This is a genomic window from Paraburkholderia phymatum STM815 (genome assembly GCF_000020045.1).
Classification (GTDB): domain Bacteria; phylum Pseudomonadota; class Gammaproteobacteria; order Burkholderiales; family Burkholderiaceae; genus Paraburkholderia; species Paraburkholderia phymatum.
The window spans coordinates 3,069,791-3,094,534 of the sequence record NC_010622.1 but is presented as its reverse complement, the minus strand read 5'-3'; the positions used below and the strand labels follow the sequence as shown (position 1 = coordinate 3,094,534).

General features: G+C 63.4%; 25 protein-coding genes. 11 read left to right on the top strand and 14 right to left on the bottom strand.

Features of this window, described 5'->3' with window-relative positions:
- Positions 1-57: 57 nt before the first annotated feature.
- A complete protein-coding gene (locus tag BPHY_RS13920; protein ID WP_041764058.1) occupies positions 58-1,182 on the top strand; it encodes a methyltransferase in 1,125 nt (374 codons plus the stop codon).
- Between the two features lie 16 nt (positions 1,183-1,198).
- Here the strand turns inward: BPHY_RS13920 and BPHY_RS13915 are convergent, their stop codons facing one another.
- Positions 1,199-2,467, bottom strand: coding sequence for a TIGR03862 family flavoprotein (locus tag BPHY_RS13915; protein ID WP_012402108.1), 1,269 nt, complete (start codon positions 2,465-2,467; stop codon positions 1,199-1,201).
- 322 nt (positions 2,468-2,789) lie between these two features.
- Here BPHY_RS13915 and BPHY_RS13910 point away from each other — a divergent pair, with 322 nt between their 5' ends.
- On the top strand, positions 2,790-3,002 hold the full coding sequence (locus BPHY_RS13910) for a DUF1059 domain-containing protein (protein WP_012402107.1): 213 nt from the start codon (positions 2,790-2,792) through the stop codon (positions 3,000-3,002).
- A 208-nt stretch (positions 3,003-3,210) separates the two neighbouring features.
- Here the strand turns inward: BPHY_RS13910 and BPHY_RS13905 are convergent, their stop codons facing one another.
- Entirely contained in the window at positions 3,211-3,531 is a 321-nt protein-coding gene (locus tag BPHY_RS13905; protein WP_012402106.1) for a type II toxin-antitoxin system HicA family toxin, read from the bottom strand.
- A 390-nt stretch (positions 3,532-3,921) separates the two neighbouring features.
- Here BPHY_RS13905 and BPHY_RS13900 point away from each other — a divergent pair, with 390 nt between their 5' ends.
- The gene (locus BPHY_RS13900; RefSeq protein WP_012402105.1) at positions 3,922-4,752 is read left to right on the top strand and encodes a class I SAM-dependent methyltransferase; all 831 of its coding nucleotides are present in this window, start codon (positions 3,922-3,924) and stop codon (positions 4,750-4,752) included.
- 22 nt (positions 4,753-4,774) lie between these two features.
- Here BPHY_RS13900 and BPHY_RS13895 read toward each other — a convergent pair whose 3' ends face one another.
- Positions 4,775-5,344 carry a DUF1415 domain-containing protein gene (locus tag BPHY_RS13895; protein ID WP_012402104.1) on the bottom strand — a complete coding sequence of 190 codons (570 nt, stop codon included), beginning with the start codon at positions 5,342-5,344 and terminating at the stop codon, positions 4,775-4,777.
- A 27-nt stretch (positions 5,345-5,371) separates the two neighbouring features.
- On the bottom strand, positions 5,372-6,004 hold the full coding sequence (locus BPHY_RS13890; RefSeq protein ID WP_041763621.1) for a TetR/AcrR family transcriptional regulator: 633 nt from the start codon (positions 6,002-6,004) through the stop codon (positions 5,372-5,374).
- A 169-nt stretch (positions 6,005-6,173) separates the two neighbouring features.
- On the opposite strand from BPHY_RS13890, the gene BPHY_RS13885 reads away from it, so the two are divergent.
- Together BPHY_RS13885 and BPHY_RS13880 are read left to right on the top strand one after the other, a co-directional pair.
- Entirely contained in the window at positions 6,174-7,457 is a 1,284-nt protein-coding gene (locus tag BPHY_RS13885) for an MFS transporter (RefSeq protein WP_012402102.1), read from the top strand.
- A 180-nt stretch (positions 7,458-7,637) separates the two neighbouring features.
- Complete coding sequence (locus BPHY_RS13880) at positions 7,638-8,231, top strand: nitroreductase family protein (protein ID WP_041764057.1); 594 nt, start codon at positions 7,638-7,640, stop codon at positions 8,229-8,231.
- A gap of 75 nt (positions 8,232-8,306) precedes the next feature.
- On the opposite strand, the gene BPHY_RS13875 is transcribed toward BPHY_RS13880, so the two are convergent.
- On the bottom strand, positions 8,307-9,776 hold the full coding sequence (locus BPHY_RS13875; protein ID WP_012402100.1) for an MFS transporter: 1,470 nt from the start codon (positions 9,774-9,776) through the stop codon (positions 8,307-8,309).
- A gap of 245 nt (positions 9,777-10,021) precedes the next feature.
- Between BPHY_RS13875 and BPHY_RS13870 the strand changes: the two genes are divergently transcribed.
- Complete coding sequence (locus tag BPHY_RS13870; RefSeq protein ID WP_012402099.1) at positions 10,022-11,290, top strand: Hsp70 family protein; 1,269 nt, start codon at positions 10,022-10,024, stop codon at positions 11,288-11,290.
- Positions 11,291-11,383: 93 nt separating this feature from the next.
- Here BPHY_RS13870 and BPHY_RS13865 read toward each other — a convergent pair whose 3' ends face one another.
- Positions 11,384-11,587, bottom strand: coding sequence for a cold-shock protein (locus BPHY_RS13865; RefSeq protein WP_012402098.1), 204 nt, complete (start codon positions 11,585-11,587; stop codon positions 11,384-11,386).
- 463 nt (positions 11,588-12,050) lie between these two features.
- Between BPHY_RS13865 and BPHY_RS13860 the strand changes: the two genes are divergently transcribed.
- On the top strand, positions 12,051-13,643 hold the full coding sequence (locus BPHY_RS13860; protein WP_012402097.1) for an APC family permease: 1,593 nt from the start codon (positions 12,051-12,053) through the stop codon (positions 13,641-13,643).
- 91 nt (positions 13,644-13,734) lie between these two features.
- Here BPHY_RS13860 and BPHY_RS13855 read toward each other — a convergent pair whose 3' ends face one another.
- The 7 genes from BPHY_RS13855 to BPHY_RS13825 form a co-directional block, all read right to left on the bottom strand.
- Positions 13,735-14,520 carry a DODA-type extradiol aromatic ring-opening family dioxygenase gene (locus tag BPHY_RS13855; protein WP_012402096.1) on the bottom strand — a complete coding sequence of 262 codons (786 nt, stop codon included), beginning with the start codon at positions 14,518-14,520 and terminating at the stop codon, positions 13,735-13,737.
- Positions 14,521-14,642: 122 nt separating this feature from the next.
- Positions 14,643-15,251: a UbiX family flavin prenyltransferase gene (locus BPHY_RS13850; protein WP_012402095.1), complete on the bottom strand. Its 609-nt coding sequence runs from the start codon at positions 15,249-15,251 to the stop codon at positions 14,643-14,645.
- A 24-nt stretch (positions 15,252-15,275) separates the two neighbouring features.
- Positions 15,276-15,587, bottom strand: a complete 312-nt coding sequence (gene grxD, locus BPHY_RS13845; protein ID WP_012402094.1) for a Grx4 family monothiol glutaredoxin — start codon at positions 15,585-15,587, stop codon at positions 15,276-15,278.
- A gap of 112 nt (positions 15,588-15,699) precedes the next feature.
- Entirely contained in the window at positions 15,700-16,551 is an 852-nt protein-coding gene (gene prmC, locus BPHY_RS13840) for a peptide chain release factor N(5)-glutamine methyltransferase (protein WP_012402093.1), read from the bottom strand.
- Positions 16,552-16,560: 9 nt separating this feature from the next.
- Positions 16,561-17,643, bottom strand: a complete 1,083-nt coding sequence (gene prfA / locus BPHY_RS13835; RefSeq protein ID WP_012402092.1) for a peptide chain release factor 1 — start codon at positions 17,641-17,643, stop codon at positions 16,561-16,563.
- A gap of 132 nt (positions 17,644-17,775) precedes the next feature.
- Positions 17,776-19,065: a glutamyl-tRNA reductase gene (gene hemA, locus BPHY_RS13830; RefSeq protein WP_012402091.1), complete on the bottom strand. Its 1,290-nt coding sequence runs from the start codon at positions 19,063-19,065 to the stop codon at positions 17,776-17,778.
- 55 nt (positions 19,066-19,120) lie between these two features.
- On the bottom strand, positions 19,121-19,867 hold the full coding sequence (locus BPHY_RS13825) for a response regulator transcription factor (protein ID WP_012402090.1): 747 nt from the start codon (positions 19,865-19,867) through the stop codon (positions 19,121-19,123).
- 187 nt (positions 19,868-20,054) lie between these two features.
- Between BPHY_RS13825 and BPHY_RS13815 the strand changes: the two genes are divergently transcribed.
- From BPHY_RS13815 to BPHY_RS13800, 4 genes are all read left to right on the top strand, one after another.
- Positions 20,055-20,309: a hypothetical protein gene (locus tag BPHY_RS13815; protein WP_012402089.1), complete on the top strand. Its 255-nt coding sequence runs from the start codon at positions 20,055-20,057 to the stop codon at positions 20,307-20,309.
- Between the two features lie 19 nt (positions 20,310-20,328).
- Positions 20,329-22,143: an aminopeptidase P family protein gene (locus BPHY_RS13810; protein WP_012402088.1), complete on the top strand. Its 1,815-nt coding sequence runs from the start codon at positions 20,329-20,331 to the stop codon at positions 22,141-22,143.
- A gap of 92 nt (positions 22,144-22,235) precedes the next feature.
- Complete coding sequence (locus BPHY_RS13805; protein WP_012402087.1) at positions 22,236-22,787, top strand: cysteine hydrolase family protein; 552 nt, start codon at positions 22,236-22,238, stop codon at positions 22,785-22,787.
- Entirely contained in the window at positions 22,784-23,407 is a 624-nt protein-coding gene (locus tag BPHY_RS13800) for an HAD family hydrolase (RefSeq protein ID WP_012402086.1), read from the top strand. The genes BPHY_RS13805 and BPHY_RS13800 overlap by 4 nt, the downstream gene beginning before the upstream one ends.
- Positions 23,408-23,436: 29 nt before the next feature.
- On the opposite strand, the gene BPHY_RS13795 is transcribed toward BPHY_RS13800, so the two are convergent.
- Complete coding sequence (locus tag BPHY_RS13795) at positions 23,437-24,579, bottom strand: DUF748 domain-containing protein (protein WP_012402085.1); 1,143 nt, start codon at positions 24,577-24,579, stop codon at positions 23,437-23,439.
- Positions 24,580-24,744: the final 165 nt, after the last annotated feature.

Genomic DNA, 24,744 nt, shown 5'->3' with positions numbered 1-24,744 from the left:
CGAGTCCGCGCGATGCATGCGGCCACGCCTCGCCTCTCGCACCCACACACCGCACTCATGACCGACCAACCCACTCTCACCTGGCCCGAAGCCGACGGTCCGCGCTCCGCCCGCTGGCGGTCGGAGGCCGCAGTGCCGCCCGCGAAGCGCGTCGTGATCGCCGACGACCGCACGACCGCCGACGCTGCCTATCGCCTCGCGTGTGAAGGCAGTGCGCTTCTGTGGCGGGGCGATTTCCAGAACGCGCGCCAGTTGCTGCAGGCGATGACGCGTCGCCTCGAACGCAAGCCGCGTAAGCAGGCCGCCAGTCCGCTCGACGCCTTCAATCTGCACCGGCAGGCGCAGTCGCAGCGCGCGCGCACGCTCGGCATGTTGCTGATTCCGCTCGAAGGCGACTACACGATTCCGTTGCGCCGTGCGCCCAATGTCCAGCAGGCCTGCGAAGAGGTCTACGGGCCGCCGACGCAGGAAGCCTCCGTCGTCTCGCTGCGCGAACTGCTTGGTCTGATTGGCGCGCATGAATGGCGCAAGAAGGGCGTCGAGATCCCCGCACTGGGCGAGCGCATCCATCCGCATTACGGCGTGTTTTCCCCCGTGCGGGGCGAGTACGTCGATCTCGTCGCGCGCGCGCCGTTGCCGTCGCAGAAATGTGCGTTCGATATCGGGGTCGGAACGGGCGTTCTGTCGGCGGTGCTTGCAAAGCGGGGCGTCGCGCGCATCGTCGCGACGGACCAGGACCCGCGCGCGCTCGCGTGCGCCAGAGAAAATCTCACGCGGCTCGGCTACGACAAACAGGTGGAATTGATCGCGGCCGACCTGTTCCCCGAAGGACGCGCGCCGCTGATCGTCTGCAATCCGCCGTGGCTGCCGGCGCGTCCGGCGTCGCCGATCGAAAATGCCGTCTATGACTACGAAAGCCGCATGCTGCTGGGCTTTCTGAGCGGACTCGCAGATCATCTCGAACCGGGCGGCGAAGGCTGGCTGATCTTGTCGGACTTTGCGGAGCATCTCGGCATGCGCACGCACGACTGGCTGCTCGCCGCCATCGCCAGCGCGGGTTTGACGGTTGCAGGAAGAGAGGACATCAAGCCGCGTCATCCGAAAGCAACCGATGCTTCAGACCCGCTGCATGCGGCGCGCATGGCCGAAGTGACTTCGCTGTGGCGGCTCAAGGCCAGATGACGCGCGAGGCTGCGGGTCAGGGGGTCTGAAGATACGCCAACGCGCCATTGCCCGCTACGAGGCCGCTCGCGAAGCATGCGGTCAGCAGATAGCCACCCGTCGGGGCTTCCCAATCGAGCATCTCCCCCGCGCAAAACACGCCCGGCAGATGGCGGATCATCAACGCGCGATCGAGCGCTTCGAACGGGATGCCGCCCGCGCTGCTGATCGCTTCATCGATGGCGCGCGTACGCGCCAGCCGCAACGGCAGGGACTTGATCGCTTGCGCGAGCTTCGCGGCATCGGTGAAATCGTCCTTCGACACGCACTCGTGCAGCAAACCCAGCTTGACCCCCGTGATGCCGATGCGGCTATGGAGATGGCTCGACATCGAGCGTGATCCGCGCGGTCGCGTCACCTCGTCGATCACGCGTTGCGCGCTCAGACCCGGCGCAAGATCGAGCCGTATGGTCGCTTCGCCGTCGGCCAGGAGGCGATCGCGGATCGTCGCGGACAATGCATACACGAGGCTTCCCTCGATTCCCGTCGACGTCACGACGAACTCGCCTTGCCGATGCTGGATCGTGCCGTCCACGCCTTCGACGGTTATCGAAACTGGCTTCACCGGCTGACCCGCGTAACGATCGCGGAAGTAATCGGTCCAGTCGGCGTCGAAGCCGCAGTTGCTCGGGAGGAGCGGTGCGACGGGAATATGGCGTTGCTGCATCAAGGGAACCCACGCGGCATCGGAGCCAAGGCGCGCCCAACTTCCCCCGCCCAGCGCAAACACGACGGCGTCTGCCGTCACTTCGCGTTCGCCCTGCGGCGTCGTGAAACCTAATCCGTGCGCGCTCGATGATTCCGACGCGCGCCAGCCGTTCCACTTGTGCCGCATATGGAACTGCACGCCCGCTCCGCGAAGCCGATGTAGCCACGCGCGCAACATCGGCGCGGCCTTCATGTCGACGGGAAACACGCGGCCCGAACTGCCGACGAACGTCGCGACGCCCAGATCGTCGAGCCAGCCGCGCAGCGCATCCGGCCCGAACGCGTCGAGCAGCGGTGCGATGTCGGCGCGGCGCTTGCCGTAGCGGCCGGCAAACGGCTCAATCGGCTCCGAATGCGTGATGTTCATCCCGCCCTTACCCGCCATCAGAAACTTGCGGCCGACGGACGGCATCGCGTCGTAGACGTCGACGCGCACGCCGCCGCGAGCCAGCGCTTCGGCGGCCATCAGCCCCGCAGGGCCGCCGCCGACGACGGCGACGCGGACGTGATCCGCAGTGATTTCGGGCGATTTCGACATCGATGAAGACTGGAGGGTGAAGGGCGGAAAGCGCGTTGTGCACGAAGGCCGGTATTGTCCCACCGGGCAGAAGGCGGGGCAAACGGGTCGCGCCGCGATTGATCCGGGCCTCTGGGTGATCGGTCCGCGAGCGCTTTGTCGACCCGAAATCGACCAGGATGCGACCTATAATTTTCTCACTCACCTTCGTTTTCGGCGCACGTCGCGCCGCCCTGCCGCGCACAACCCACGCATTCCGCAGCCGCCCAGGCCTCCCGATAGACTCGCCGGGGTCACGTCGGCGCACATATTGCGCGCGACGCCTTTGTTCGAGGAGTCTGTCATGGCCCGCAAATACATCGATTGCCGTGAGTTTCCGAGCGACATCAACTGCACCGTCGCCCTGTGCGCAGATTCGGACAACGAGCTGCTCGAAGCCGCCGTCGCGCACGCGGTCTCGGCGCACAAGCACAGCGATTCGCCTGAATTGCGCGCTCAGTTGAAGTCGATGTTCCACGATGGCACGCCGCCGCTCGGTGCGCCGGCTGCTGCTTGAAGGGCGATGTTAAAAGCATCCGGAACACGCGACGATGCGGCTGCATCCTGCCCGCTGATGACGCGTCCGAAGCGCTAGCGAGGGAGCGAGGCAATGCAGCTGCGCGGGGGAAGGGCCGAGAAACCAAAGCCATCCGCGCGGCAACGCGAGCCGCAATGAACGGCGCAAGATGTCGGCTGCGCGAGCGCGCCGCGCCGCCGTCTGTGGATCAGCCCGGATAGGCCTCGTCGACCTTGAGTCCGGCCAGTTTGAAGATCACGCGCAGCGTCTGGGGTTTGATATCGCGGCGCGACGCGAGCGTCGTCATCACGAAGTCCAGGACTTTCGCGTATTTGAGCAGGGTGAGGCACGTCTCCATGTCGACGCTGCCGTCGCGCATGGCTTCCGCGAGACGCAGCATCTCGACCGAGATGTCGCGTGCCATTTCGAGTTCCAGCTGCTGCTTCTCCGTCCACTCGGGCGCGGCCAGCAGCTTCGCCATGAGCTCCTGAAACTTCTGCTCGGCGTTTCCGTTGGGTGTCGTTTCCATTTGCCGCCTCATCAGATCTGAGCGCGCTTCGTTTCAACCCCGGTGCGCTTCAGGTTTACGTAACGTTCAAACCGGTATCCCGGCTCGACCTCCCTCACGCGTACCGGCGCATCTCACGCTTGCAGCAACCGGTAGCCTTGCCATTCTTCATGCATCGTGCGAGCCGTCAGGATCCTACGACCTGCAGTAGAGGACTGCCCCGCGATACGTTCGCCAGCCGGCTCGAAATCGACGTTACCGCGCACAAAACGTTCCAAGCGGAGCACGGAGTGTCACCGTCGACGCAAGAACGAGGACCGTCCCTCGCGCTTTGGGTAAACTGACAGACACTTTTCCCTTTTTCCGTCACCTGACGCACGTTCGCGATGCAGTCGGTGGCGTGCCCATTCGATGTCCAGCAAATCCTACGAAGTCCGTCCTAATCAATCCGTCGAACTGCTTAAAGAGCTCCATATCCTTACGCGCGACGGCAAGATGAACCAGGACAGCCGCCGCAAGCTCAAGCAGGTCTATCACCTGTTCCAGTTCATCGAGCCGCTGCTCAAAGACCTGAAAGAAACGAAAGGTGAACTAACCCTCGTCGATCACGGCGCGGGCAAGTCCTATCTCGGCTTTATTCTCTACGACCTGTTCTTCAAGGAACTGCGCGATAACTCGCACATCTACGGCATTGAGACTCGCGAGGAACTCGTGTCGAAGTCGGAGGAGCTGGCGCAGCGCCTTGGCTTCAAGGGTATGTCGTTTCTTAATCTTTCTGTAGCTGAGTCGATTGCATCGGACAAACTTCCGCCAAACATCGACATCGTCACGGCTTTGCATGCGTGCAATACGGCCACCGACGACGCAATCCGCTTCGCGTTGCAAAAGCATGCGAAATACATCGTCGTGGTTCCGTGCTGTCAGGCGGAAGTGGCGGGTGTGCTGCGCAAGAACAAGGGAAAGTCGCTCGGCAACGCGCTGACGGAGATCTGGCGGCATCCGCTGCATACGCGCGAGTTCGGAAGTCAGATCACCAACGTGCTGCGCTGTCTGCAACTGGAAGCGCACGGTTATCAGGTCAACGTGACCGAACTCGTCGGCTGGGAACACTCGATGAAGAACGAGCTGATCATCGCGACCTATAAAGACTTGCCGCGCCGGCGCCCTGCCGAGCGGCTCAGTGAAGTGCTGGAAACGCTCGGCATCACGGAGTTGCGCGAGCGCTTCTACGCGGAGGCTTGAGAGGGCACAGCGCGCGGCCCGGTCAGTCTCCGGCGGGCTCGCTCATCCATTCTCGCCAGCCTTCCCGTCCGAGACGACGCATCGTTGCTTCGTTTCGTTCGTAGATGTCGGCGGCGTCGGGAAACGCGTTGACCGCGCGTTCGATGCTCGCTTCGCGCAGCAGATGCAGAATCGGGTAGGGTGCGCGATTCGTGTAGTTTTCGATATCGTCCGGTTCGTTGCCTTCGAACTGGTAGCGCGGGTGGAAGCTCGCGATTTGCAGTGTGCCTTCCAGGCGCATCTGCTTTAGCATTCGTTCCGCGAAGAACAGGCAGTCGTTGTATTCGAGAAAATCGCCGAGCGCGTGCGGGATGATCAGCAGCGTCGTGTCGATCTCGGCGGGATCGGATTCCGCGAGCGTGCGAAGTTCGGTCTCCAGATCGGTTAATGCGCCTTCCATGTTGGCAGCTTCGCTGATTGCATAGCGAATCTGGTTCTTCACGTGCACCGCCTTCGCGAAAGGACACAGGTTAAGTCCGATCACGGCGCGCGTTAGCCAGTGGCGCGTGGCGTCCAGAATGGTGTCATGGGAAGCGTAGGAGGGCGAAGACATGACGGTGCCAGTGCGAAAGCAAAACCGCTATTTTACCGAGGCTGCCCCGCACGCCTGCGCGACAAGTTGTTCCGCGACGCGCGGCGCCACCTTGATCGGCCCGCAACCCGGGCCGTACGTCTGACTCGACGCATACACGCCTTCGATCAACAGCGCGAGGCCGTTCGCAAGCTCGGCCGGATCGCGCGCGCCGGCTTGCGTGCAGAGTTCGTTCAGACGCTGCATCAGCTTTGTCTTGTTGTTCAGCACGCAGACTCGCGCAGGGTGCGACGGGTCCGGAAACTCCGCCGACACATTGACGAACGGGCAGCCGCGATAGTCCTCCTTCGACGCTCGCCCGGCAAGATCCTCGAAATACTGGACGATCTGCTTCCTCGGCTCGCCCGGACGTTTGGCGAGGCTTTCGTCGAACCGCCTGAAGAAGTGCTCGTCGGACTGTTCCAGGTACGCGACCACGAGATCGTCTTTTGACGAGAACTGCCGGTACAAGCTCATCTTGTTGACGCCCGCGCGCTCGACGACGGCATCGACGCCCACTGCGCGCACGCCTTCCTTGTAGAAAAGGTCGGCCGCCGCGCGCAGAAGATGTTGCTGCGCGTCGGAGCCCGCTGTCTGCGCACGGCGGCTCGACGCGGGTTTGGTGGTGTCGGAATGTGCCATGAGGGTCTCGTGGTTCAAGTTAAGACACCTTGACATGTTACCGATCGGTAACTAACATCGCAAGACCGATTGTGACAGGTCAGTCACAAGTCTTCTACGAAAGTGGTAAGAATCAGCTGCGGCTCACATCGCGACATTCGCGAGCCGCGGCGGAACCCTTGGAGAACCGATGAACTGGGCAGCAAGAGTGATTGGCGGGCGCTTCCACTACGGCTGGCTGGCCGTGGCGGTGGTATTTCTGGTGCTGCTTGCGGCAGCCGGCACGCGTGCGACGCCGAGCGTGATGATGGTGCCGCTCGAGCACGATTTCGGCTGGAGCCGCGCGACGATCTCGCTGGCGATTTCGGTGAATATCGCGTTGTACGGCTTGATGGGACCGTTCGCGGCAGCGGCGATGCAGCGCTTCGGCGTGCGGCCGACCATTTTGACTGCGCTCGGCACGATGGCGGCGGGAGTCGGGCTGTCGTCGCTGATGGCGCATCCGTGGCAGATGATTCTCGTGTGGGGCGTGATGGTGGGGGGCGCGACGGGCGTAGCGGCACTCACGCTGTCGGCGACGGTCGTGAACCGCTGGTTCACCACGCACCGAGGTCTCGTGATGGGCATTCTGACGGCCAGTTCGGCGACGGGCCAGTTGGTGTTCCTGCCGCTGCTGGCGGCGATCGCGCAGCATCATGGCTGGCGGCCAGTCGTGTGGACGGTCGCGATCGCGGCCGCCGTCGTGCTGCCGCTCGTCGCGTTCTTGTTGCCCGAGCGGCCCGCCGACATGGCGCTGCGTCCCTTCGGCGAACCCGCCGACGCACCCATCCGTTCGGACGTCAGCAACAGGAATCCGCTCGCGATCGCCTTCGGCACGCTGGCGATGGCCAGCAAGACGCGCGACTTCTGGCTGCTGTTCTTCAGCTTCTTCATTTGCGGCGCGAGCACGAACGGCTACGTGGGCACGCACCTGATTGCCATGTGCGGCGACTACGGGATGACGGAAGTGCAGGGCGCGTCGCTGCTTGCCGCGATGGGCATTTTCGATCTGTTCGGCACGACGCTGTCGGGCTGGCTGTCGGACCGCTTCAACGCGCGCGTGCTGCTATTCTGGTACTACGGGCTGCGCGGCCTGTCGCTGATGTATCTGCCACACGCGTTCGGCATCGACTTTTTCGGCTTGCCGCTGTTTGCCGTGTTCTACGGCCTCGACTGGATCGCAACCGTGCCGCCCACTGTGCGTCTCGCCACCGACGTCTACGGCAAGGAATCGGCGCCAGTCGTGTTCGGCTGGGTCGTTGCCGGTCACCAGCTCGGCGCGGCGTTTGCAGCGCTCGGCGCCGGCATGCTGCGCGCGAGCCTGGGCACGTACACGGTGGCGTCGATGATTTCGGGTGGCCTGTGCATCGTTGCGTCGATCATCGTGCTGCGGATCAATCGCGCCGAGCGGAGCGTCGCCGCACAGGCGGTGTGACGTCGTAATCGGCTCGACCGTGAAGCGCGTCGCGGCTGAGATGCCGCGACGCGCTCCTCTTATGCGCTTTCGCGATATTTATGTGCGCGACCTGAGCGGCGGAAAACGCGCGCCTCGGGTTATGCTAGTGGCCCGCCGGGCTGCTGCCCGCCGATCATGAATTCCGACCGAGAGATGCGCATGACCAACAAACCCGCACCCACCGACGTTCCCGTTCATGAACTGATCGCAGGCCGCTGGAGCCCACGCGCCTATTCGAGCGAGCCGGTGAGCCGCGAGCAGCTGCGTTCCGTACTGGAAGCGGCGCGCTGGGCGCCTTCGTCGTACAACCTGCAGCCGTGGCGCTTCGTGGTGTTCGACCGCTCGACCGACGAAGTCTCGTTCAAAAGAGCGTTCGATACACTTGTGCCGTTCAATCAGGGCTGGAACGCGAATGCGCCGGTGCTGATCTGCGTAACGGCGCGCACGCTGACGCCGAAGGGCGAGATCAACCGCTGCGCGCCGTACGATGCGGGCGCAGCGGCGCTGTCGTTGGTGTTGCAGGCACACGCGCTGGGACTCGCCGCGCATCAGATGAGCGGCTTCGACGTCAACGCGTTTCGCAAGGCCTTCGCCGTGCCTGATGACACCGAAGTGATCGCGATGATTTCGATTGCGCATTATGGCGACGTCGACAAACTCGATCCGGTGCTGCGCGAGCGGGAGAAGGCAGCGCGCGTGCGGGTGCCGCTCGGTGACATCGCATTTGCGGGCGCGTGGAACAAGGCGTTCTGAGCGATCTTCAGTTCTTGCTTGCAGGACGACGCAACGCGGCCCATCTGGGCCGTTTTTTTGTGTGGTGCTGCGGCCTTACTGATCCTCGACGGCTGACAACGGCGCCGCGACCGTCTCGAGCGAACGGCGCTCGGCGTCGACGCCCCAGATCGCCCCGATGAGCGCCGCGGCCAGCATCAGCGCCGAGCCGACCAGATAGCCGGAGAACACTTCGCTGCGCTGCTGCGTGTCAATCAGACGGCCGAAGAACGCCGGCCCCGCGATACCGCCCAGCGCCGTGCCGAACGCGTAAAACACCGCGATCGCGAGCGCGCGGATTTCGAGCGGAAACGATTCGCTGACGGTTAGATACGCCGAGCTTGCCGCCGCCGACGCGAAGAAGAAAATCACCATCCACGCGATCGTTTGCGTCGTTACGGTGAGCAACGCCTGCTCGAACAGGTAGCCGCTCAAGGTCAGCAGGATCGCGGAGATTGCGTAGGTCGCGGCGATCATCTTGCGTCGGCCGATCACATCGAACAGCCTGCCGATCAAAAGCGGCCCGGCGAAATTCCCGAGCGCGAACGGCAGGATATACCAGCCGATGTGGTCGCCGGGCACGTGATAGAAGTCCGTCAGGACGAGCGCGTAGGTGAAGAAGATCGCGTTGTAGAAGAACGCCTGTGCCGTCATCAGCGACAGCCCGACCAGCGCGCGGCGCCGATGCAACACGAACAGCGTGTGGAAGACCTCGCGCAACGTCGTGCGCTCGCGGGCACGCAGGCGCAGACGCTTGAGCGCGTCGTCGGCAAGGGCGTGGTCTTGCGCGCGGAAGCGCGCCTCGATACCTTCGACGATCCGGCGCGCTTCCTTTTCTTCGCCGTGCGTGAGCAGCCAGCGCGGGCTTTCGGGGATCCAGACGCGCATCGGCAGGATCGCCAGCGCGAGCGCCGCCCCAATGAAGAAGCACGCGCGCCAGCCCCAGTCGCCGTGGAACAGATGCGGATCGAGCAGCACCAGCGAACCGATCGCGCCGAGTGCTGCGCCGATCCAGAAGGTGCCATTGATGGCAAGATCGGTGTGGCCACGCACGCGGGCGGGCGTGAATTCCTGGATGGTCGAATTGATTGCGGTGTATTCGCCGCCGATGCCCGCGCCCGTCAAAAAGCGGAACAACAGAAAGCTTGCGAGATTCCACGAGAATGCCGTCGCCGCCGTCGCCGCCAGATAGAGCGCGAGCGTAATGAAGAACAGCTTGCGGCGTCCGAGCCGGTCGGTCAGCCAGCCGAAGCCGAGCGCGCCTAGCACCGCGCCCGCGATATATGCGCTGCCCGCGAGCCCCACGTCCGCGTTCGAAAAGTGCAGCACGTCGCTCGACTTCAAGGCGCTTGCGACGGATCCCGCGAGCGTCACTTCCAGCCCGTCGAGCAGCCATGTCACGCCGAGCGCAACCACGATCAGCGAGTGGAAGCGGCCCCAAGGCAAGCGATCGAGGCGCGATGGCAGATCGGTCTCGACGGTGACGGACGGCTCGGCGCCGACCGTGGCAGTAGAGGGTTCCTGCATTGGGTCTCCTGAATGGGCAAGCCAATGCTGACAGGTAAGCCGGACAGCCGGCACATTTTCGGAAGCTGCTGTGAGCGCCGGGCGAAGGGCGTATCCTGTCGAATTCTTTCCGGCTCGGCGCGACCCTTCGGTGCAGCAAGCAGCATTCCCCGTTAGCGTCCGCTGTCGGTTGATGGTGTCACCGCTTTCATGTTACAAAGCCCGTCCTCTTTCTGTTCGCGCCAGCGTGAGCGGCGAATCCTGCCATGACCTATTGCGCGATTGACTTCGGCACGTCTAATTCGGCAGTTGCCGTACCAGTCGGCGGCCCAACGGCCGATCAGGCGACGCTGAAGCTGGCGCCTGTCGAAGGTGCCTACACGACGCTGCCCACGGCCGTGTTCTTCAACACCGACGAAAACACGCGCGCATATGGCCGCGCGGCGCTCGAAGCGTATATCGACGGCTTCGACGGCCGGCTGATGCGGTCGATGAAGAGCATTCTCGGCTCGGCGCTTGCCGACAACCCCACCGATCTCGGCGATGGCTCGGCGATCCGATATACCGACGTCATCGCGATCTTCATCACGCATCTGAAGCGCTGCGCGGAGCAGACGGCAGGCACGCCGATCAGCCGCGCGGTGCTCGGTCGCCCGGTGTTTTTCGTCGACGACGATCCGCGCGCCGATCAGCTCGCGCAGCAGCAGCTCGAAGCGGCGGCGCGCTCGGTGGGCTTGAGCGAAATTCACTTCCAGTATGAACCGATCGCGGCCGCATTCGACTACGAAGCGCACCTGACGCACGAGGGGCTCGTACTGGTGGCGGACATCGGCGGCGGTACGTCGGATTTCTCGCTTGTGCGTGTCGGGCCGGAACGGATGCAGCGCCTCGAGCGCAAGGACGACGTGCTGGCGCATCACGGCGTGCACGTCGCAGGAACGGACTTCGACCGCCGTGTCGAGCTCGCCACCGTTCTGCGCGAACTCGGCTACCAGTCGCTCGATCCCGACGGGCGCGAGGTGCCGAACCGCATTTACTTCGATCTGGCCACCTGGCATTTGATCAACACGGTCTATACGCCCAAGCGCGTATCGGAGCTCGGCTTGATGCGGCACCTCTACTCGAACACGAAGCATCACGACCGTCTGATGCGCGTTGTCGAGCAGCGCTTCGGCCATGCGCTCGCGGCGCACGCAGAAGAAGCGAAGATCGGCGTCGCGGCGGGCGGCGAGACGTTGATCGATCTGGAGATCGTCGAGGAGGATTTGCGCCTCGCCTTCGACGAAGCGCAACTCATTGCTGCCGGCAAGGACGAGACGCACCGCATCGTTCAGGCCGCGCGCGAAACGGTGCAACGCGCGGGCGTCGCACCGCGTGAGGTCGATGCACTGTACTTCACGGGCGGATCGACGGGGCTGGCGTTCCTGTCGGGTGCGCTGGCAGCAGCTTTCCCCGATGCGCGCCCCGTATTCGGCGACCGGCTCGCCAGCGTTGCAACCGGATTGGGCATTCACGCGCAGCGCGTATTCCAATAGAGAATTCAGCGTTCACGCCGACAAAGCGATTGAGGCCGAAAAACAAAAAACCCCGCCGAGGCGGGGTTTTTGCGTTCCGGAAGAAAGCGAAGCTTAGGCCGGCTTGATGTTAGCGGCTTGCTTGCCCTTCGGGCCCGTCTTGACGTCGTAGGTAACCTTTTGGTTTTCCTGCAGCGTCTTGAAGCCTTCGACGCGGATTTCCGAGAAATGCGCGAACAGATCTTCGCCGCCAGCGTCCGGGGTGATGAAGCCAAAGCCCTTTGCGTCATTGAACCACTTGACGGTACCGGTTTCCATATTACTTTTTCCTAAAAATGGTGAACAAGGCCGAAGCCAGAAAGGCCGTAGCCCGAGGGTGCATGAAAATCAAGGAAGGGTAATGGGACCAACCGGAGTACCGTTGATGGGCGAACTACGAAAGACCAATTCACTCGCCGCTTGAAATCCTGCCCGTTCTTTATACGGGCATTTCGAGAGAAGGTCAACCGTAATCTTTAAATCCTCATATTAGCCGAGGGTTTTAGCTACTCGTGGTCTTACAAAGCTTGCAATTTTCGCGATTTTTTTGTAGGGCGCGAGCGGATTTTAACTGCAATCGGACGGTGCAACCGTTAAACTACGGCCCGCACGCGACCGGTTGCACCAGTGAAAACCCGCAACCGCGCTCGCCACCGCCCCGCCGCCTGCCCTAGTCTTTCCTATGACTTCTAACCGTGTTTCTGGCGGCGGCAGCGGCGTGCTTTCAGATATAGGAGAAGAGGTGAAAAGTTCCATTCAACGGCACATCGGCCCGTTCGCGCTGATGCTGACGGGACTCGGCTCGATCATCGGGTCCGGCTGGCTGTTCGGCGCCTGGAAGGCGGCCAAGATTGCGGGTCCTGCGGCGCTGTGCGCGTGGGTGATCGGCGCGGTGGTGATTCTCGCGATTGCGCTGACCTACGCGGAACTGGGCGCGATGTTCCCGGAGTCGGGCGGCATGGTGCGTTACGCGCGCTACTCGCACGGCGCGCTGGTGGGCTTCATCAGCGCGTGGGCCAACTGGATCGCCATCGTGTCGGTGATTCCGATCGAGGCTGAAGCGTCGATCCAGTACATGAGCACGTGGCCGTACGAATGGGCGCATAACCTGTTCATCAACAGCGAGTTGACGACACCGGGCCTGCTGCTGTCGGCGGTGCTCGTGGTGATCTACTTCATGCTGAACTACTGGGGCGTGAAGGTATTCGCGCGCGCCAATACCGCGATCACGATCTTCAAGTTCATCATCCCCGGTCTGACGATTCTCGGCCTGATGATGAGCGGCTTTCACAAGGAAAACCTCGGCGAAGCGAGCACGTTCGCGCCATACGGCTGGTCGGCGGTGCTGACGGCCGTCGCGACGAGCGGCATCGTGTTCGCGTTCAACGGTTTCCAGAGCCCGATCAACCTCGCCGGCGAAGCGCGCAATCCGGCGAAGAGCGTGCCGTTTGCGGTGATCGGCTCGATCCTGCTGGCGCTGGTGATCTACGTGCTGCTGCAGGTTGCGTACATCGGCGCAGTGAGTCCGGCCGACGTGATGAAGGGCTGGAACCAGTTCAACTTCAAGTCGCCGTTCGCGGAACTGGCGATCGCGCTGAACCTGAACTGGCTCGCGATCCTGCTGTACATCGACGCGTTCGTCAGCCCGAGCGGCACGGGCACGACCTACATGGCGACGACCACGCGCATGATCTACGCGATGGAGCGCAACAACACGATGCCGAAGATCTTCGGCAGCGTGCATCCGCTGTACGGCGTACCGCGTCCGGCGATGTGGTTCAACCTGCTGGTGTCGTTCATCTTCCTGTTCTTCTTCCGTGGCTGGAGCTCACTGGCAGCGGTGATTTCGGTGGCCACGGTGATCTCGTACCTGACGGGCCCGATCAGCCTGATGGCGCTGCGCCGCTCGGCAACGGACCTCGAGCGTCCGCTGCACATTCCGGGCATGGGGCTGATCGCACCGTTCGCGTTCGTGTGTGCTTCGCTGATCCTGTACTGGGCGAAGTGGCCGCTGACGGGCGAGATCATTCTGCTGATGATCGTCGCGCTGCCGGTGTACTTCTACTTCCAGGCGAAGTCGGGCTTCTCGGGCTTCAACCAGGACCTGAAGGCGGCGTGGTGGCTGGTGGCGTACCTGCCCGTGATGGCGATCCTGTCGCTGATCGGCAGCAAGCAGTTCGGCGGCATGGGCGTGCTGCCGTACGGCTGGGACATGCTGGTCGTGATCGTGTTCTCGCTGATCTTCTATTACTGGGGCGTGCATACGGGTTATCGCACCGGGTATCTGAACGAGCGCGAGTCGCACGACGAGATCCTCGAAGGCGTGGGCGCCTGATCTTCAGCGCTTGACTGTCTGACACAAGAAGAAGCCCGCCAGAATTCTGGCGGGCTTTTTAGTTTGCGCGACGCGATGTGTCGTGCGGGGATCAGGCGTAGCCGAACACGTAGTTCGTCATCGCCAGCGAGCGCTGGAACGTACCGAGCGACTGAATGCCGAGCGCGTAGTCATCCGGTGCGGCGCCGAGGGCTGCAAACACGGGCAGCAGATGCTCGTCGGTCGGATGCATGAACTCCGCGTGCGGAGCCTGACGACGGTAGTCGAGCAGCGCATCGATATGGCGTGCGGCAAGGCGCGTTTCGAACCAGTCGGTGAACTCGGTAACGCGCGGATCCGCGTCTTCCGGACGTGCTGAAAAATCCGCTTCGCGCAGGTTGTGCGTGATCTGCCCGGATCCGACGATCATCACGCCTTCCTCCTGCAGCGGACGAAGCGCACGGCCCACGCGGAAATGATGCGCGGGATCGAGCTGAGGCTGGATCGACAGTTGTGCAATAGGCACGTCCGCGTGAGGGAACAGCAGCAGCATCGGCACCCACGCGCCGTGATCGAGACCGTGAGGCTGCGTCGCCGTCGGAATACCTTCGCCGCCGAGCAACTCAGCCGCGCGGCGTGCGACATCAGGCGCGCCCGGCGCCGGGTATTGGATTTCGTACAGCTGACGCGGGAAGCCGTAGAAGTCGTGAATCGTCTCAGGCGCTTCCGACGTGCTCGCTGCGGGCTGCAGCGTGCCCCAATGCGCGGACAGCATAAGGATGGCTTTTGGACGCGGCACTTCCGACGACAACGATGCGAACTGCGCGCGCGGCATCGACGGGTCGATCGGCAGCGTCGGCGCACCGTGCGACAGGAAGAGAGAGGGCAAGCGGGTCATGGCAGTGCGACAAAGGGTTAGCTTGAACCGAATATAAGGCCGCACTGCCGTTTGATAAACGGTCAAATCTGCATTTGATTGTCTCGCGGCAGTTGTGAATGCTCAAGGCCGGGTGGCCGGGCTTACGCCTGCGGACGGTTCAACCCGTGCCAGGCGGGCGCCAGCGCCGGACCCAGCGCAAAAAGATCGAGCACGCGCGCGACGGTATGGTCGACCATCTGGTCGATCGTCTCAGGCCGAGTGTAGAAGGCGGGAAGCGGCGGAAAAATGATGCCGCCCATTTCGGTGACGGCCGTCATGTTGCGCAGATGCGCGAGATTGAACGGCGTTTCACGGACCATCAGCACGAGCCTTCGGCGTTCCTTGAGCGTGACGTCGGCGGCGCGCGTGATCAGATTGTCGGAGAGGCCATGCGCGATGCTCGCGAGCGTTTTCATCGAGCAGGGCGCGACGATCATGCCGTCGGTCGCAAACGAGCCGGATGCGACGCTCGCGCCGACATCGCGCACCGAATGAACGACATCCGCGAGCGGATGCACGTCGTCGCGTGACAGTTGAAGTTCGTGCTGGATATTGAGCCATCCGGCGCTGGAGATCAGCAGATGGCTTTCGACACCGCCGAGTGTGCGCAGCGTCTGGAGCAGGCGGATGCCGTAGATGGCGCCTGTCGCACCCGTGATCGCGACGATCAGCCGGCGTGCGTTTTCCTGACGGGCGACGCGTGTTTCCATGACGGCGGCGCCCCTCTGCGTGGATCAGGCGGCGGCGAAGAGTTGCTGCAGTTCGCCCGACTGATACATCTCCATCATGATGTCCGAGCCGCCGACGAACTCGCCGTTCACGTACAGCTGCGGAATGGTCGGCCAGTTCGAGAATTCCTTGATGCCCTGGCGCACGGCGTCGTCTTCGAGGACGTTGACCGTCTTGAACTGATCGACACCGCATGCCTTCAGGATCTGCACTGCGCGGCCCGAGAAGCCACACATCGGGAATTGCGCGTTGCCTTTCATGAAGAGCACGACGGAATTTTCGTCGACGATTTGCTTGATGCGTTGTTGCGTGTCCATGACTGACCTTGCGATTCCGGTGTTTGTTGGGGATAGAGACAAATGATAGCGGATTTCGCCGCTCACGACCGATGGCTGGATCGGTTGCCCGTCCGTTGTGATGCTGCTCCCGTCAGCCCGGCCAGCGTCCGCCGCTGATCCGCTCGATGCCGGCAAGGTCGCATTCCGAGCGGATGTCGGCGAAGCCTTGCGCGGCGAGCATCGCGCGCACGGCTTGCGCCTGGTCGTAGCCGTGTTCCATCCAGAGCACACCGTTCGGCACGAGCCGCGCCGGCGCGCTGGCGACGATCGCGCGGATCGCCGACAGGCCGTCGGCTTCGTCGGTGAGCGCGCCACGCGGCTCAAAGCGCAAGTCGCCTTGCGACAGATGCGGATCGCCGCTCGCAATATACGGCGGGTTGCTGACGATCACTTCGAATACGAGCGAGGCGTCGAGCGCCGAGTACCAGTCGCTAAGTGCGAATCGCAGATCGCCGCCGGGACGTTTCGGTTCGAGAAGTCTGACGGCGTTGCGTCGCGCAACGGACAGCGCTTCTTCTGAGCGATCGACGGCCCATACCCGTGCATCCGGCCGCGACCACGCAATCGACACCGCGATCGCGCCCGTGCCCGTGCCGAGATCGAGCACGCGGGAACGAGCGCCGTGTTCTTCCAGAGCCTGCACGGCGGTCTCGACCAGCAGTTCGGTTTCCGGTCGCGGGATCAGCACATCGCGCGTGACGTCGAAATCGAGTCCGAAGAATTCGCGCGAGCCGATCAGCTGCGCGACCGGCTCGCCCGCCGCGCGCCGCGTTTCCAGATTGCGAAAGGCTGCCACCTGAGCGGAATCGAGCGGATGGTCGGCGCGCGTAATCAGTTCCGTGCGCCGCCAGCCGAGCGCGTGTCCGAGCAGAATGCGCGCTTCGAGCGCGGGCAGCGGCGACGCGCGGAGCAGCGTGGCGACGGTATCGACGGAGTGATTCATGCGCGCGGGTCAGTCGGCGTCGCCGAGCGATGCGAGCAGTTCCGCCTGATGCTCGGACACGAGCGCCGCGATCAGTTCGTCGAGATCGCCTTCCATGATCGACTCGAGGCGATACAGCGTCAGATTGATCCGGTGATCGGTGAGACGCCCTTGCGGGAAGTTGTACGTGCGAATGCGCTCCGACCGGTCGCCCGAACCGATCAGGCTCTTGCGCGTCGCTGCCTCCTTCGCATGCTGCTCGTGATACTGCTTGTCCTTGATGCGGGCCGCGAGCACTTTCAGCGCGCGATCCTTGTTCTTGTGCTGCGAACGGTCGTCCTGACATTCGACGACGATGCCCGTCGGCAGGTGCGTCACGCGCACCGCGGAATCGGTCTTGTTGATGTGCTGACCGCCCGCGCCTGACGCACGGAACGTGTCGATGCGCAGATCGGCGGGATTGATCTCGACTTCGCCGATTTCATCCGCTTCCGGCATCACCGCGACCGTGCAGGCGGACGTGTGGATGCGGCCTTGCGTTTCCGTCGCAGGCACGCGCTGCACGCGGTGTCCGCCCGATTCGAACTTGAGCTTCGAATACGCAGCCTCGCCCGCGATCCGCACGATTACTTCCTTATAGCCGCCCAGATCCGATTCGCTCGCCGACATCATTTCGACCTGCCAGCGGTTGCGTTCCGCGTAACGCAGATACATGCGCAGCAGGTCGCCGGCGAACAGCGCCGATTCGTCGCCACCCGTGCCGGCGCGGATTTCGAGGAAAATGTTGCGGTCGTCGTTCGGGTCTTTCGGCAGCAGCATCTTCTGCAATTCGCTTTCGAGCGTCTCCATCCGCTCCCGCGACGCGCGGATTTCCTCTTCTGCGAAGTCTTTCATCGATGCATCGGACAGCAGTTCCTGCGCGGTGGCCGCATCGTTCATCGTCTGACGCCACAGACCGTATTGCTCGACGACCGGCTGCAGCTCCGCGTGCTCGCGCGTGAGCTTGCGGTATTGATCGATGTTCGACGTGATGTCTTCGCGGCTCAACAGGTCGTTCAGTTCGGCCAGCCGTGTGGTTAGCTGGTCGAGCTTGGCTTGCATGCTCGTTTTCATTGGGGCGGTCGGAGCGGGGTCCGGAAAGAACGGCTGGATTCGGGGAAGCGGGCGAAAGCACCCTTGTCACTGCAGATGAGGCACCGTGCGAGCCTGTCGGCCACCCGCGCGCTGCCGCGGCGAGAAGCGCCGCTAACGCTCGGAAGACGGGTGTGCGTGCTTGTAGAAGCCGCCCATCAATTCGATGAGCTGATCACGGTTTTCGCTGCTGGCACGGTTGAGCGCATGCGTCGGACCGTGGATCAGCTTGTTGGTCAGCGCCTGCGACAGCGCTTCGAGCACGGCGGCGGGATCGTCGCCGCGCGCGAGCATCTTCTGCGCCTTGTCGACTTCGGCGCGGCGCAGCGCGTCGGCCTGGGTGTGCATGTGACGGATGACGGGCACAATGCTGCGCGCGTCCAGCCACTGCATGAAATTCTGCACGCGCGTTTCGATGATGGTTTCGGCCTGCGCGACGGCAGCTTGCCGCGACGCATTGCCCTCGCGGACGATCGCGCCGAGATCGTCGACGGTGTACAGAAACACGTCTTCGAGCTTGCCGACCTCCGGTTCGATGTCGCGCGGCACGGCGAGATCGACCATGAAAATGGGGCGATGACGCCGCGCCTTCACCGCGCGCTCAACCGCGCCGAGACCGATGATGGGCAGCGTCGACGCCGTGCAGGATACGATGATGTCGAACTCGTGCATGCGCGTCGGCAACTCGGACAGCGGAATCGCGCGGCCGTTGTAGCTCTCGGCAAGGCGCTGGCCGCGTTCGGCCGTGCGGTTTGCGACGACTAGCTCGCGCGGCTGCTGTGCGGCGAAGTGAGTCGCGCACAATTCGATCATTTCGCCCGCGCCGATGAACAGCACGCGCTGGTTCGACACCTTGTCGAAAATGCGCTGCGCGAGGCGTACAGCCGCCGCAGCCATGGAAACGGATTGCGCCCCGATTTCAGTCGTGGTGCGGACTTCCTTCGCGACCGCGAAGGTGCGCTGGAACAACTGGTTCAGATAGGTACCGAGCGCCCCGGCTTCCGTCGCCGTGCGCACGGCATCCTTCATCTGACCGACGATCTGCGTTTCCCCCAGCACCATCGAATCCAGCCCCGACGCGACGCGAAACGCATGGCGCACCGCTTCCGACTGCGGCAGCGCATAAACGTGCGGCGCGAGTTCGTCGATGGCGATGTTGTGGTACTCCGACAGCCAGTGAATCGCGGCTTCGCGGGCCGCGTGGTCGTCGGTGGCGCAGTAGAGCTCGGTGCGATTGCAGGTCGACAGGATGGCTGCTTCCGGCGCGGTGCGAGCCGTGCGACCCAGAAAGATGTCCTTGAACGTAGAAAGCGCCGGCTTGATCTGTTCGAGCGGAAATGCCACGCGTTCGCGCAGGGCGACAGGCGCTGTGTGGTGATTGATTCCGATCGTTAGCAGTTGCACGGGGACGCTACGGCGTTTTTGGCGCGACGTATTGGGGCTATGGTTAAGCCCAATATTATAGCGTTTCCACGATTCTTTCAGCCGGCGGGGGTTTATCCGTGGTATCCGGATTCTCAACGGGAATCCGGTCGAGACGGTAGCCGTAGCCATACAGCGGCGTCAGCGTGTAGCCGAATTCGGGCCGCAGTTCGAGCTTGGTGCGGATGCGTGATGCGTGCGTGTCGAGCGTGCGCGACCTTACGTCGCGGCGCCGGGACCAGACTGTTTCGAGGATGTGCGCCCTTGAAACAGGTCTCGACATATTGGTAAACAGCAGTAGCGCGAACTGCAGTTCCTTCGGCGTCATCGTGATGCTTTGTCCCCGAAAGCTGACGCTGGAGCGGCCCACATCGAATGCGTACTCGCCGAACATTTCGCGCGCACGGTTGCGCGGGCGGCGTATTCCCGCCCGGCGCATCAACGCTTCGATGCGCGCCAGCATTTCCGGACCGCGTACGGGCTTGGACAGGCAGTCGTCGGCCCCTGCCTGCAGCATCGCGACGAGTTCGCTTTCGCGCGGCGCGCTCATCAGGGCCACGACGGGCAGGCCGGGCAGAACCTTGCGCGCGCGCGCGATGACGTCTTCCGCTGCGGCGTCGCCGCAGAATGCGTCGGTGACGAGGAGATCGAAGAATTCGTGTTCGGCGCCCGCGAGAAAAGGTGCACTGGCGGCGAAATGATGGCAGGCATGACCCCCGGCAAGCAGTAGCCGGCCGACGATTTCCGCATGCCGGAGGTCAGGCTCAATAAGGGCGATTCGCATTGATGGTGGGATGGGCGCAGCGATCTGGCGCGGAGGCTTTCAGCTTGCTTAACCTTACCCCGGCCCCTAAACTCAACCGCTACGCAGAAAGCCGTGCCGACCTTCTGGTGAATGAGAAAAAAATGCTAACCATCGATAAAACAGCTTCCTATCAGAACAGTCCTAATTTAATAAGCGGTACGCGCTGATGGGCTGGCCGGGGTTGATCATCCTCGGCGCCGTCGTTGGCGCGGCCAGCTGGTGGATGCATCCGCTGCGCCGCGCGAGCCGCGTCGCTCTGTGGCTGGCGATGCTGGTCGGCGTGGCGGGTGCCGTGATCGCGCACATGGCCGGCAATGTCACTCAGCTTTTCCACGACGGCGACACGCTCGAGTGGCCCATATGCACCGCGATTGCGCTGGTTGCCGTTGCCGTGACGGTCGGCCTGTTTTCCCGTCGATGAATTCTTGCAGGTGAAACCGATGAACGTACGACTCTCCGAAACTGCCTCGACGCCTGAGCGCATCGCGGCACTGCGCAGCGCGATGAAGCAGGAAGGGCTCGCCGCCTGGCTGGTGCCCTCGGCCGATCCGCATCTTTCCGAATATCTGCCCGGCCGCTGGCAAGGGCGTGAATGGCTGTCCGGCTTCACCGGCTCGGTCGGCACGCTGGTCGTGACGGCCGATTTCGCCGGTTTGTGGGTGGATAGCCGCTACTGGGTTCAGGCCGAGGCGCAACTGGCGGGCACGGGCATCCAGTTGATGAAGATGTTCGGCGGCCAGCAGACGGCGCCGCATATCGACTGGCTCGCGCAGAACCTGCCGGCGGGCGCGACGGTCGGCGTCGACGGCGCCGTGCTCGGGGTCGCTGCGGCGCGCGCGCTGAACGATGCGCTAAAAGCGCGCGACGTGAAGCTGCGCACCGATCTGGATCTGCTCGATACCGTGTGGCAGCAGCGTCCGACCCTGCCGACGGCAGCCGTGTACGAACACGTCGCGCCGCACGCGAGCGTGTCGCGCGCGAGAAAGCTCGATCAGATCCGCCGCGCGATGCAGGAGAAGGGCGCGCAGTGGCATTTCATCTCGACGCTCGACGACCTCGCCTGGCTGCTGAATCTGCGCGGCGCCGACGTGAACTACAACCCGGTGTTCGTCGCGCATGCGCTGATCGGGCTGGAGCGCGCTTCGCTTTTCGTGGTGGACGGAAAGGTGCCGCCGCAGCTGGCCGAATCGCTCGCACGCGACGGCATCAGGATCGAGCCGTACGCGAAGGCGGCTGACGCGCTCGCCGCGCTGCCCAACGGCCAGACGCTGCTGATCGACCCGCGCCGTATCACGTTCGGGCTGCTGCAATCGGTGCCGGCGTCGGTGGCGATCGTCGAGTCGGTGAATCCGTCGACGTTCTTCAAGTCGCGCAAGACGGAAGCGGAAGCCGAGTACGTGCGCGCGACGATGGAGCAGGACGGCGCCGCGTTGGCTGAATTCTTCGCGTGGTTCGAAGGTGCGCTGGGCCGCGAAAAGATCACCGAGCTGACCATCGACGAAAAACTGACGGCGGCGCGTGCGCGCCAGGCGGGCTTCGTTACGCTGAGCTTCGCGACTATCGCCGGCTTCAATGCGAACGGTGCGATGCCGCATTACCGTGCGACGCCCGCGTCGCATTCGACGATCGAAGGCAACGGTCTGCTGCTGATCGATTCCGGCGGACAGTATCTGAGCGGCACGACTGACATCACGCGCGTGGTGCCCGTCGGCACGATCACCGACGACCACCGCCGCGACTTCACGACCGTGTTGAAGGGCACGATGGCGCTGTCGCGCGCGAAGTTCCCGCGCGGCATCCGTTCGCCGATGCTCGATTCGATTGCGCGTGCGCCGATCTGGGAAGCGGGCGCGGACTATGGGCACGGCACGGGCCACGGCGTCGGCTATTTCCTGAACGTTCACGAAGGCCCGCAGGTGATCTCGCACTACGCGCCCGCCGAAAGCTGGACGGCGATGGAAGAGGGCATGATCACGTCGATCGAGCCGGGCATCTATCGGCCGGGCAAGTGGGGCATCCGCATCGAAAACCTCGTGCTGAATCGCGAGGCCGAAAAGACCGAGTTCGGCGATTTCCTCGAATTCGAAACGCTGACGCTGTGCCCGATCGACACGCGCTGCGTCGCGCTGAACCTGTTGCGCGACGACGAGCGTGCGTGGCTCAACGCGTATCACGCGACGGTGCGCGAACGCGTGTCGCCGCGCGTGTCGGGTGACGCGAAGGCGTGGCTCGAAACGCGTACGCAGCCGGTATGAGGCCGCGCTGACGAGCCGCCGCGAAACGGCGGCTCGCTCGATGCTGCCAGCTTTGCGGCAGGAAGAATCGACCAATAAATAGCGAGGCTCGCATGTCCCGGGTTGCCATAATCGTGATCGACGTTCAGCAGATGTTTTTCAGCGGTCCGTCACCTGCATATCGCAGCGAGGCCGTGATCGACGGCATCAACCGGCTTACGTCGGCTGCGCGCAAAGCAAACGCGCGTGTCTTTTTCGTGCAGCACGAGAGCGGTGCGAGCGGACCGCTCGCACGCGGCAGCGACCCGTGGCAGTTGCCCGTGGCGCTTGTTCGCGAGCCATCGGATGCGTCCATCTACAAGATCGTCGGCGATTCGTTCCATGAGACGCCGCTCGCGGATCAGCTTGGTCAAAGCGATATCGATAGCGTGCTGATATGCGGCTACGCGTCGGAGTTCTGCGTGAACGCCACCGCGCGCCGGGCCGAACTGCTCGGCCTGCGCACGACGGTCGTCGCCGACCTGCACACGACGCAAGACAAGCCGCATCTCACGGCCGACAAGATCGTCGAGCACCAGAATTTCGTCTGGTCCAATTCGTCAATGACGGGCAAGGGTGTCAAGGTGCGCCCTCTCGCTGACATTCTGCAAACGGAGTTCGCATGAGCATCAAGGCAGTCGTGTTCGACTTCGGCGGCGTGCTGATCGACTGGAGCCCGCAGTATCTGTATCGTCAGCTGATTCCCGACGACGCCGAACGCGCATGGTTCCTGTCGAACGTCTGCACGATGGACTGGGTGGTCCGCCAGGACGGCGGCCAGCCGATCGCGGAAGGCACGGCCGAACTGATCGCGAAATTTCCCGAACACGAAGCGCTGATCCGCGCGTTCTACGAGCGCTGGCATGAAATGGTGGCAGGCGTGCTCGACGACGGCGTGGCAACCGTTGAAAAGCTCGAGGACGCGAACGTGCCGCTGTTTGGCCTGACGAACTGGTCGGACGAGACCTTTCCGTATGCGTGGGAGCACTACCCTGTGCTGCGGCGCTTCAAGGACATCGTGGTGTCCGGCCGCGTGAAGATGGTCAAGCCGGATCCCGCCATCTTTGCCGAGATGCTGCGCCGGATTCGCGCGCATTTGCCGGACGTCGAAGCGCATGAACTCGTCTTTATCGACGACAACATCGCGAACGCGCGCGCCGCGACCGAACTCGGCTGGCACGGCGTACATCACACGAACGCCGCGCAGACGGAAGCAAAACTGCGCCAACTCGGGTTGCCTGTCTGAGCCGGCGAAGGCCGCGCCCGGCGAGGGCGTTACTGTCCGAGCAGATTCTTCAGCGCGTTGCCCAATCCCTTTACCGTTTCTTCCGTGCCTTTCGCGACGCCCTCGGCGCTGACACCCAGCGCCTTCGCGAAGTTCGCGCGCAACTCCGTCATTACGCTTTCGTTCAGCTTGAACTTCGGATCGCGTAAGTTGCCGTCGATCGTGAAGTGCAGCGTGATGTCGTCGCCATGTTTTTTCAGCGCGGCGACGGCGGCACGCGTCGGAATCTGCATGAACGTATCGAGCGGATCGTCCGTCCCGGCCAGTTGCAGATGATGCAGCATGACCGTGCCCGGCGCGTGGATGTGATAGCTCGTCACCGCGGCCTGCAGATTGAGGTCGAGCGTGCCGCCCGTCACCTGTGCCTTCGCGCCTGCCTTCTTCAGCAGATAGGGATCGAGCGTGACAACGTCGACGCCTTTGAGCGTCGTGGTCGTCTTCGAGTCCTTGCTGGCGATCGTCATCCAGCCATCGAACGTCACCCGGCCCGTGTGCGACGGACCCTTGATCGCGCCTTTCATCGAAATGCCCGTCGGCTCGCTGAGGTCGGGCAGGTGGATATGATCGACGCTCGCGCTCGCGTCGCTGACGACGACCTTGTACGGCGGCTTGCTGATCGTCTCGTCGTAGAAGACGAACCGGCCATCCGCGAACGCGATGTGATCGATGAGTTTTTCGGCGGGTAACGGCGGTTTGTTCGTTGCAGCGCCGCTTGCCCCGCTCGACGGTTGCGCAGGCTTGCTCATCGATTGACGCAGCTTCGGCAGAATCTCCAGTCTGCCGCTCGAGGTGCGCACGAGCGCGAGATTGAAGCCGCGAACCACGACGCTCCGCAGATGCATGCGATGCGCGAACAGGTAATCGCGAACGTCGGGCGTCATCGTGATTTCGTCGGCGGTGAGGGCATCGGGCGTTGGCCAGTCTTGCGGCGCCGTCAGCCTCACGCGATGCAGCGTGATCGCCGAAATGCCCACATCGATGCGGTCTGCCGTGCCGACGGGCGCGAGCGCGTCGACGACGCGTGCTTTCACTTCGCGTTGCACGAAATACAATCCGATCGCCGCGAGCACGACGAGCAGCACGATCGCACCTGCGATGGCCGCCATCACACGGCTGCCCTTCGACATCACCATGCCACCTCCTCGTCCTTGCTCTGGCCGTGGTTCGGGTTATGTGTCGCGGAATGCCGCGCATGGTGCATGCGGGTGCACGCGAGGCGCGGCGCAGGCAGAAGGCCTGCATCGGAAAAACTGCGTGGACCGGATGCGATCCTGCGAGGGATGGAGAGCAACTCTTAT

Excerpts from the sequence above, each read along its gene's own strand:
- BPHY_RS13795 (WP_012402085.1), bottom strand. The coding sequence starts at position 24,579 with ATGGTGATGTCGAAGGGCAGCCGTGTGATGGCGGCCATCGCAGGTGCG.
- prmC (WP_012402093.1), bottom strand. The coding sequence starts at position 16,551 with ATGAATCACTCCGTCGATACCGTCGCCACGCTGCTCCGCGCGTCGCCG.
- BPHY_RS13870 (WP_012402099.1), top strand. The coding sequence starts at position 10,022 with ATGACCTATTGCGCGATTGACTTCGGCACGTCTAATTCGGCAGTTGCC.
- BPHY_RS13900 (WP_012402105.1), top strand. The coding sequence starts at position 3,922 with ATGTCCAGCAAATCCTACGAAGTCCGTCCTAATCAATCCGTCGAACTG.
- BPHY_RS13865 (WP_012402098.1), bottom strand. The coding sequence starts at position 11,587 with ATGGAAACCGGTACCGTCAAGTGGTTCAATGACGCAAAGGGCTTTGGC.
- BPHY_RS13910 (WP_012402107.1), top strand. The coding sequence starts at position 2,790 with ATGGCCCGCAAATACATCGATTGCCGTGAGTTTCCGAGCGACATCAAC.
- BPHY_RS13800 (WP_012402086.1), top strand. The coding sequence starts at position 22,784 with ATGAGCATCAAGGCAGTCGTGTTCGACTTCGGCGGCGTGCTGATCGAC.
- BPHY_RS13885 (WP_012402102.1), top strand. The coding sequence starts at position 6,174 with ATGAACTGGGCAGCAAGAGTGATTGGCGGGCGCTTCCACTACGGCTGG.
- BPHY_RS13855 (WP_012402096.1), bottom strand. The coding sequence starts at position 14,520 with ATGACCCGCTTGCCCTCTCTCTTCCTGTCGCACGGTGCGCCGACGCTG.
- BPHY_RS13815 (WP_012402089.1), top strand. The coding sequence starts at position 20,055 with ATGGGCTGGCCGGGGTTGATCATCCTCGGCGCCGTCGTTGGCGCGGCC.
- grxD (WP_012402094.1), bottom strand. The coding sequence starts at position 15,587 with ATGGACACGCAACAACGCATCAAGCAAATCGTCGACGAAAATTCCGTC.
- BPHY_RS13805 (WP_012402087.1), top strand. The coding sequence starts at position 22,236 with ATGTCCCGGGTTGCCATAATCGTGATCGACGTTCAGCAGATGTTTTTC.
- BPHY_RS13850 (WP_012402095.1), bottom strand. The coding sequence starts at position 15,251 with ATGGAAACACGCGTCGCCCGTCAGGAAAACGCACGCCGGCTGATCGTC.
- BPHY_RS13875 (WP_012402100.1), bottom strand. The coding sequence starts at position 9,776 with ATGCAGGAACCCTCTACTGCCACGGTCGGCGCCGAGCCGTCCGTCACC.
- BPHY_RS13890 (WP_041763621.1), bottom strand. The coding sequence starts at position 6,004 with ATGGCACATTCCGACACCACCAAACCCGCGTCGAGCCGCCGTGCGCAG.
- BPHY_RS13810 (WP_012402088.1), top strand. The coding sequence starts at position 20,329 with ATGAACGTACGACTCTCCGAAACTGCCTCGACGCCTGAGCGCATCGCG.
- BPHY_RS13905 (WP_012402106.1), bottom strand. The coding sequence starts at position 3,531 with ATGGAAACGACACCCAACGGAAACGCCGAGCAGAAGTTTCAGGAGCTC.
- BPHY_RS13915 (WP_012402108.1), bottom strand. The coding sequence starts at position 2,467 with ATGTCGAAATCGCCCGAAATCACTGCGGATCACGTCCGCGTCGCCGTC.
- BPHY_RS13920 (WP_041764058.1), top strand. The coding sequence starts at position 58 with ATGACCGACCAACCCACTCTCACCTGGCCCGAAGCCGACGGTCCGCGC.
- BPHY_RS13895 (WP_012402104.1), bottom strand. The coding sequence starts at position 5,344 with ATGTCTTCGCCCTCCTACGCTTCCCATGACACCATTCTGGACGCCACG.
- BPHY_RS13880 (WP_041764057.1), top strand. The coding sequence starts at position 7,638 with ATGACCAACAAACCCGCACCCACCGACGTTCCCGTTCATGAACTGATC.
- prfA (WP_012402092.1), bottom strand. The coding sequence starts at position 17,643 with ATGAAAACGAGCATGCAAGCCAAGCTCGACCAGCTAACCACACGGCTG.
- BPHY_RS13825 (WP_012402090.1), bottom strand. The coding sequence starts at position 19,867 with ATGCGAATCGCCCTTATTGAGCCTGACCTCCGGCATGCGGAAATCGTC.